At 71.7% G+C, this 6,751-nt stretch carries 7 protein-coding genes; 5 read left to right on the forward strand and 2 right to left on the reverse strand.

Annotated features, from left to right (window positions below; genetic code table 11):
• Window positions 1-7: 7 nt before the first annotated feature.
• Both ACLWS4_RS21665 and ACLWS4_RS21670 read right to left on the reverse strand, forming a co-directional pair.
• The gene (locus ACLWS4_RS21665; protein WP_049651487.1) at window positions 8-796 is read right to left on the reverse strand and encodes a VOC family protein; all 789 of its coding nucleotides are present in this window, start codon (window positions 794-796) and stop codon (window positions 8-10) included.
• Window positions 797-918: 122 nt separating this feature from the next.
• Window positions 919-1,509, reverse strand: coding sequence for a Uma2 family endonuclease (locus tag ACLWS4_RS21670; RefSeq protein ID WP_416874946.1), 591 nt, complete (start codon window positions 1,507-1,509; stop codon window positions 919-921).
• Between the two features lie 165 nt (window positions 1,510-1,674).
• Between ACLWS4_RS21670 and ACLWS4_RS21675 the strand changes: the two genes are divergently transcribed.
• The 5 genes from ACLWS4_RS21675 to ACLWS4_RS21695 all read left to right on the forward strand — a co-directional run bounded on the left by ACLWS4_RS21675 (window position 1,675) and on the right by ACLWS4_RS21695 (window position 6,747).
• Window positions 1,675-2,352 carry a TetR/AcrR family transcriptional regulator gene (locus ACLWS4_RS21675; RefSeq protein WP_049651485.1) on the forward strand — a complete coding sequence of 226 codons (678 nt, stop codon included), beginning with the start codon at window positions 1,675-1,677 and terminating at the stop codon, window positions 2,350-2,352.
• 182 nt (window positions 2,353-2,534) lie between these two features.
• On the forward strand, window positions 2,535-4,067 hold the full coding sequence (locus ACLWS4_RS21680; RefSeq protein WP_049651484.1) for an MFS transporter: 1,533 nt from the start codon (window positions 2,535-2,537) through the stop codon (window positions 4,065-4,067).
• Window positions 4,068-4,666: 599 nt separating this feature from the next.
• Window positions 4,667-5,581 carry a LysR family transcriptional regulator gene (locus tag ACLWS4_RS21685; RefSeq protein WP_416874947.1) on the forward strand — a complete coding sequence of 305 codons (915 nt, stop codon included), beginning with the start codon at window positions 4,667-4,669 and terminating at the stop codon, window positions 5,579-5,581.
• A 74-nt stretch (window positions 5,582-5,655) separates the two neighbouring features.
• A complete protein-coding gene (locus ACLWS4_RS21690) occupies window positions 5,656-6,492 on the forward strand; it encodes an ACP S-malonyltransferase (protein ID WP_416875018.1) in 837 nt (278 codons plus the stop codon).
• Window positions 6,493-6,495: 3 nt separating this feature from the next.
• Window positions 6,496-6,747, forward strand: a complete 252-nt coding sequence (locus ACLWS4_RS21695; RefSeq protein WP_049651481.1) for an acyl carrier protein — start codon at window positions 6,496-6,498, stop codon at window positions 6,745-6,747.
• Window positions 6,748-6,751: the final 4 nt, after the last annotated feature.

The raw sequence follows: 6,751 nt of genomic DNA on the forward strand, positions 1-6,751 counted from the left end.
GGCCGGATCAATGCTTCGGGCTGATCACCGCGAACCGGGCGCCCTCGCGGTCCCGCAGCCGGGCCACCCGCCCGTACGGGGAGTCGAAGGCCGGCCCGAGCGCCCCGCCGCCCAGCTCCGCGGCCCGGGCCACCGCCCGGTCCGTGTCCGGGACGGCAAAGGACACCTCCCAGTGCGGCGGCATCCCGGCCGGGCCGCCGGCCTGCTCCTTGGCCAGCGCCGCGACACTGTGCCCCTCGGCGCGCAGCACCACCCGGTCGTGCTCCCAGCGGACGTCGAAGCGCTCCGGGTCGCGGCCGTCCCAGCGGAACACCTCGCCGTAGAACAGCGCCGCCGCGAACGGGTCCGGGGTGCGCAGCTCGATCCAGACCGGCGCCCCGGGCAGGTCCAGCTTCCGGGCCCGGCCCAGCGGGCCCTCCCAGATGCCGAACACCGCGCCCGCCGGGTCCGCCGCGAAGGCCACCCGTCCGGCGTCGAAGGCCAGCGGGCCGACCGCCAGGGTCGCGCCGCGCTCCCGCACCGCGTCGGCGGCGGCGTCGGCGCTCTCCGTCCCGAAGTAACTGGTCCACGCGAGCGGAACCGCCCCGACACCGGCGACGCCCAGCCCGGCCACCGCCTCCCCGCCGGTCACCGCGTGCACGTACGGGCCGAAGCGGTCCGGCCCGGGCTCGAACTCCCAGCCGAGCAGCGGGCCGTAGAACGTCTTCGCGTCCTCCAGGTCCGGGGCCATCAGGCTCACCCAGCACGGCACGGCCGCCACACAGCGCACCCGGGCGACCGTCTCACCGCTGCCCATCGCGAACCTCCTCCGCCCACCCGGCCGCCGGGCCCCTCCCGACTCCCACGGCCCACCGGCCGCCCGGGACGCCCACAGCCTAGGGCGCCACCCTCACCGCCCCGGGGAAGCCATGCCCGGGATCAGCGCACCCAGTTCTTGAGGGGCTCGGTGTCCAGGGAGATGCCCACCGGGTCGGGGAGGCGGACGGCCTTGCCGAACGGCAGGGTGTGGACAGTCTCGTAGCGGACGCCGTCGGGCTGACTGTGGACGATGATCTCCGCGGAGTCCCGGTCGATCAGCAGGTAGACGGGGATGCCGGCCTCGGCGTAGGCGCGGGGCTTCTCGACCCGGGCGCGCCGATCGGCGTCGACGTCCGCATCGGTCACTTCGACCACCATCAGCACGCGATCCGCATCGACCCACTCCCCCTGCCCGACAAAGGCCTCGGCGGGGGCCAGAGTGCCATCGGGATGGACCCGTCCGCCGTCGGTTCCCCGCATCCTCAGGCCATGGCTGTGCAGCCACAGCTCCGGCCGCGCCTGGAGGCAGCTCCGCACCAGCCACTCGATCACACAGCCGTGGTTGCCGCCCGACCTCGGTTTCACTCCCAGTCGCCCGCCGAGGAACTCCAACTGGAGACCCTCGAGCGCCCGGAAAGCCAGGCGCGCGAGTTCCTCGAACTCCTCGGGCCGCATCTGCGATCGGCGCGGTGCGTCAGGAGTCGTGCACATACCGCGACCGTAGGGCCGGGGTGTGACATCCCTATCCGCGAGCAGGGGGGTTATGTGACGCAGGTCACATGGTGAGGGGAAATTCCGGGGACGGATTCCCCGTTTCCGAGTACGTTGGAAGAAGCGGGGAGATTTTCCCCGGTATCCTGATGAGGAGCAGTCGTCGTGACCACCACCGCCGAGTCGGTCCGTCCCGCGGGGAGCGCACGTACGCCGAAGTTGCGTGCGGACGCGAGCCGGAACCGGGAGCGGATCGTGCTGGCGGCCCGGGAGGCGTTCGTCGAGTACGGTGCGGACGCGCCGCTGGACGAGATCGCGAAGCGGGCGGGGGTCGGCAATGCCACGCTGTACCGGAACTTCCCGGACCGGGTGGCGCTGATCCGCGAGGTGGCGGTGCTCGTCAAGAACCGCATCCTGGCCCTCGCCGAGACGGCGACGGCGGAGGCGGACGCCCCTGACGGCAGCGGGCCGTTCGACGCCCTCCAGCGGTTCGCGCACGCGTCCGTCGGGGAGAAGGTCGGCGGTCTGTGCACCCTGTTCAGCAACCATGTCGACCTGTACGACCCGGAGTTGACCGAGATCCGGGAGCGCCTGCAGGCCGCCGTGGGCGGGCTGATGGAGCGCGCCCGGGCCGCGGGCGAGCTGCGGTCGGACGTCGACCACGGTGACCTGTTCATCGCGATGAGCCAGCTGACCCGGCCACTGCCGAACACCGCCTGCCGACTGCTCGACGACTTCGTCCACCGGCACCTGCAGATCTTCCTGGACGGCCTGCGCGCACCGGCTCCTTCGGTGCTGCCCGGCCGGGCCGCGACCTTCGAGGACTTCCAGCCCCAGAACTGACCGACCCACCAGTACCGACCCCCTGCCAGTAGGGGCCCGACCAGTACCAGCCGTCCGGGCGCGCGCCGCCGTGCCCCGGCGCGCCCTGCCACCGCACCCTCCCGGTGCGGCGACCCGCCGTGCCCGCCGCACGGCACCCGACCGTTCACGCACACCACACGCACCGTGAAGTGAGTACCCCCATGTCTCGAACCGACGCCGCCCGACCGGCGACGCTGCCCGATCCCCGGCGCTGGAAGGCGCTGATATTCATCGGCCTCGCCCAGCTGATGGTCGTCCTCGACGCGACCATCGTGAACATCGCCCTGCCGTCCGCACAGCGGGACCTGGGCATCTCCGACGGCAACCGCCAGTGGGTGATCACTGCCTACGCGCTGGCCTTCGGCGGGCTGCTGCTGTTCGGCGGCCGGATCGCGGACCTCTGGGGCCGCAAGCGGACCTTCATCGTCGGCCTGACCGGCTTCGCCCTGGCCTCCGCGCTCGGCGGCGCCGCGGCCAACACCGCGATGCTGCTGGGCGCCCGCGCACTCCAGGGCGTGTTCGGCGCGCTGCTCGCGCCGGCCGCGCTGTCGCTGCTCGCGGTGACCTTCACCGAGGCCAAGGAGCGCGCCAAGGCCTTCGGCATCTACGGTGCGATCGCCGGTGGCGGTGGCGCCATCGGTCTGATCCTCGGCGGCCTGCTCACCGAGTACATGAACTGGCGCTGGACCTTCTTCGTCAACATCCCGTTCGCCATCGTGGCCGCCGTCGGCGCCGTGATGGTGATCCGCGAGCCCGCCGAGGGCCGCAACCGCAACCGGCTGGACGTCCCCGGCGTTCTGCTGGTGACCACCGGCCTGGTCTCGCTGGTCTACGGCTTCACCCGCGCCGAGTCGGACGGCTGGTCGTCCGGCACCACCATCGGCCTGTTCGTCGCGGCCGCCGTGCTGCTGGCCGCCTTCGTGCTGGTGGAGCTCCGGGTCAAGGCCCCGCTGCTGCCGCTGCGCGTGGTGCTCGACCGCAACCGCGGCGGGGTGTACCTGTCGCTGGGCATGGCCGTGATCGGCATGTTCGGTCTGTTCCTCTTCCTGACCTACTACCTGCAGATCGTGCTCGGCTACAGCCCGGTGCTGACCGGCGTGGCCTTCCTGCCGATGGTGGCGGGCATGATCACCGGCTCGACCCAGATCGGCGCCCGGCTGATGACCCGGGTCCCGGCCCGCTACCTGATGGCGCCCGGCTTCCTGGTCGCCTCGGCCGGCATGTTCCTGCTGACCCACATCAGCCTGGACACCTCCTACCCGGCGCTGATCCTGCCGGGCCTGGTCCTGATGGGCCTCGGCATGGGCACCGCGTTCATGCCGGCCATGAGCCTCGCCACGCACGGCGTCCAGCCGCGCGACGCGGGTGTGGCCTCGGCGATGGTCAACACCTCGCAGCAGGTCGGCGGCGCCATCGGCACCGCGCTGCTGAACACCATCGCGGCCAGCGCGACCACCGGCTGGCTGGCCTCGCACGCCACCGCCGCGGCCGCCGCCTCGCCGGAGGCCGCCAAGGTGCTGCAGTTCCAGGGCATGGTGCACGGCTTCTCGACCGCGATCTGGGTGTCCTTCGGGATCCTGGTGGCGGCCGGCGTGGTCGCCTTCACCTTCATCAACGCCGGCCGGCCGGGTGCCTCGACGGGCTCGGACGCGGGCTCGGCGGCCGAGAACGACGTGCCGGTGCTGGTGCACTGACGCGCAGGGGTTGCTCGGGTGCGTACGCGGCCCGTCCGGTGTCCTCCAGGACACCGGGCGGGCCGCTCGCCGTTTCCGCCCGGGACACCCCGGGACGATCCGACCCCGGACGGTCCCGGACGGTCCGGCCTCGGACGCCCCCGTACGGTCCGGCCCGCGGAATCCGGCCCACCGGATACGCCCGCGAGTTCCTCACATCCCGGCCCCAGGGCGACCTTGTTCCACGGTCAACCTGTCGCCTAAGGTGAGCGAAGCGCTTCGTTCCGTGTGCACCCTTGAACCTTCCTGCACACTCCTGGCCACGACCCTCCGGCCTGCGCTTTTTACTTTCTTGACACGCGCATGACACACAGTGTTTCGCGATACCCGCTCGACAGTGTTCTCCTCGCTCCCGAAGCCAGAGAAGAGCCCCGCCATGTCGCCATCGCACACGTACGACCGGTACCGCCTGCCACGGTTCCACTGTCCCGGCGCCGGAACCGCGCCGCGTACGCCCAGACGATCGCCCCGGAACGCGCACCGGACCTGAAGCGGCCGGAACGCGCGCGAACGGCGCCCACACGATCCGACCGACCGAGAAATCACTCCGGACGTGAAGAATGACCGACCGCCTGGACTTCAGCCTCACGCAGTTGCGCTATTTCGTGGAATCGGCCGAACTCGGAAACATCTCGGAAGCGGCCGAGAAGCTCAGAGCCTCGCAATCGACCGTCTCCTCGGCCATCATGCGGCTGGAACGCCAACTCGGCGTGCAGCTGCTGCTGCGCCACCACGCCCGCGGGGTCACCCTCACCCCGAACGGGCGGGACCTGCTCCTCGGCGCCCGCGCGCTGCTGGGACAGGCCAGGAGCCTCCAGGAGCAGGGGGACGCGCTGGCCGGCGGCATCGAAGGCCGGCTCGGCGTCGGGTTCCTCACCCCGGTCGCCCCGTTCCTGCTCCCCCAGACCCACCGGATCACCGCGGAACGCCACGCGGGCCTGCGGCTGACCACCCGGGAGGAACCGGCCGACCGGCTGCTGGCCCTGCTCCGGGACGGGCAGTGCGAACTGGCCGTCACCTACGACTTCCTGAGCGGCGGCTCCCGGTTCGTCCCGCTGGCCGAGCTGCCCATGCGGGCGCTCGTCGCGGACGAGGACCCGTGCGGCCGGGCCGACCCCGTCCGCCTGGCCGAGCTCGCCGAGCGGCCGTTCGTCGCCCTCGACGACCCGCCGCTGCTGCTCCACTTCGAGAAGTTCTTCGCCGACGTCGGCGTCCCGCTGCCACCGGTGGTCACCGCCACCGGGCCGGAGACCGTCCGCGGCCTGGTGGCCGCCGGGTGCGGGTTCGCCCTCGTCCACCAGCGCGCCCACCGGGCCACGACGCTGGACGGCGGCCGGATCCGCTCGGTCGAACTCGCCGGGGACGCGCCGACCGCGTCACTCGGCGTGGCCGCCGCCCCCGGCCTCGCCCTCGACCGGCGCGGCCGCGCGGTCCTGAACGTGCTCAGGTCGGTCGTCCCGACCTGCCGTCTGTGAGACCGGGCGCGCGCCCCCTTCTCGCCACACCCCCTCATCCCCGCGACACCCGTCGGAGGAATGCCGTGTTCGCCATGCTCTTCGCCGGCCAGGGCAGCCAGCACAAGGGAATGGGCGCCGAGGTCCTCGAACGCTACCCAGGACTGGTCGGATTCGCCTCCGACCTGCTGGGGTACGACCTCGCCACCCTGTGCACCAAGGACCCGGACGGCCTGCTCGGCCGGACCGAGTACACCCAGCCGGCGATCTTCGTCGTCAACGCCCTGCACGGTTTCGAGCGCACCCACCGGGAGGACCGCCCGGCGGACGTCTACCTGGGGCACAGCCTCGGCGAGTACAACGCCCTGCTGGCCGCCGGGGTGTTCGACTTCGAGACCGGGCTCCGGCTGGTCGCCAAGCGCGGCGAGCTCATGGCCGCGGCCTCCGACGGGGGCATGGCCGCCGTCCTGGACACCCCCGAGGAACGGCTGCTGGAGCTCCTCACCGACCACGGGATCGACGGCGTCGACATCGCCGGCCTGAACACCCCGTCACAACTCGTCATCGCGGCCACTCCCCCCGTGCTGGCCGCCGCGGTCGAATGCCTGGAGGAGAACGGGATCCGAGTCGCCCGCCTGAGGGTGAGCGCGCCGTTCCACTCCCGCTACATGGAGCCGGCCCGCGTGCGCTTCGCGGAATTCCTCACCGGCTTCGCATTCGCCGCACCCCGCACCCCGGTCGTCTCCAATGTCACCGCCCGGCCGCACCGGCCGGAGGAGACCGCCCGGCTGCTGGCCGAACAGCTCGTCGCCCCGGTGCGCTGGACCGACTGCGTACGAAGTCTCCTCGACCGGGACGACGACGTGGAGTTCACCGAGATCGGGGGCACCTCCCTCACCCGCATGGTCGACAAAATCACGTCTGGAGCCTGAACGATGGAATCGACGACGGACACGATCCGGACGTACCTGGAGGAGCGCTTCCTCTTCGAGTTCGACGATGAGACCACCCCGGACACCGACCTGTTCAAGGCCGGGGTCATCGACTCCTTCGGCTACGTCAGGATGATGCGCTTCCTGGAGTCCGAGTTCTCGCTGGCCCTCGACGGCGACGAGATCCTCATGAACGTCCTCGTATCGCTCAACGCGATCGATGAGTTCGTCCAGAAGAAGCTCGCCGGGGAATAGGGGG

The sequence above is a fragment of the Kitasatospora sp. SC0581 genome, from assembly GCF_048159585.1.
Lineage (GTDB): Bacteria > Actinomycetota > Actinomycetes > Streptomycetales > Streptomycetaceae > Kitasatospora.

What these genes read in the sequence shown, in the direction of transcription:
- ACLWS4_RS21665 (WP_049651487.1), bottom strand. Translation starts at nt 796, where the DNA reads ATGGGCAGCGGTGAGACGGTCGCCCGGGTGCGCTGTGTGGCGGCCGTG.
- ACLWS4_RS21670 (WP_416874946.1), bottom strand. Translation starts at nt 1,509, where the DNA reads ATGTGCACGACTCCTGACGCACCGCGCCGATCGCAGATGCGGCCCGAG.
- ACLWS4_RS21680 (WP_049651484.1), top strand. Translation starts at nt 2,535, where the DNA reads ATGTCTCGAACCGACGCCGCCCGACCGGCGACGCTGCCCGATCCCCGG.
- ACLWS4_RS21685 (WP_416874947.1), top strand. Translation starts at nt 4,667, where the DNA reads ATGACCGACCGCCTGGACTTCAGCCTCACGCAGTTGCGCTATTTCGTG.
- ACLWS4_RS21690 (WP_416875018.1), top strand. Translation starts at nt 5,656, where the DNA reads ATGCTCTTCGCCGGCCAGGGCAGCCAGCACAAGGGAATGGGCGCCGAG.
- ACLWS4_RS21695 (WP_049651481.1), top strand. Translation starts at nt 6,496, where the DNA reads ATGGAATCGACGACGGACACGATCCGGACGTACCTGGAGGAGCGCTTC.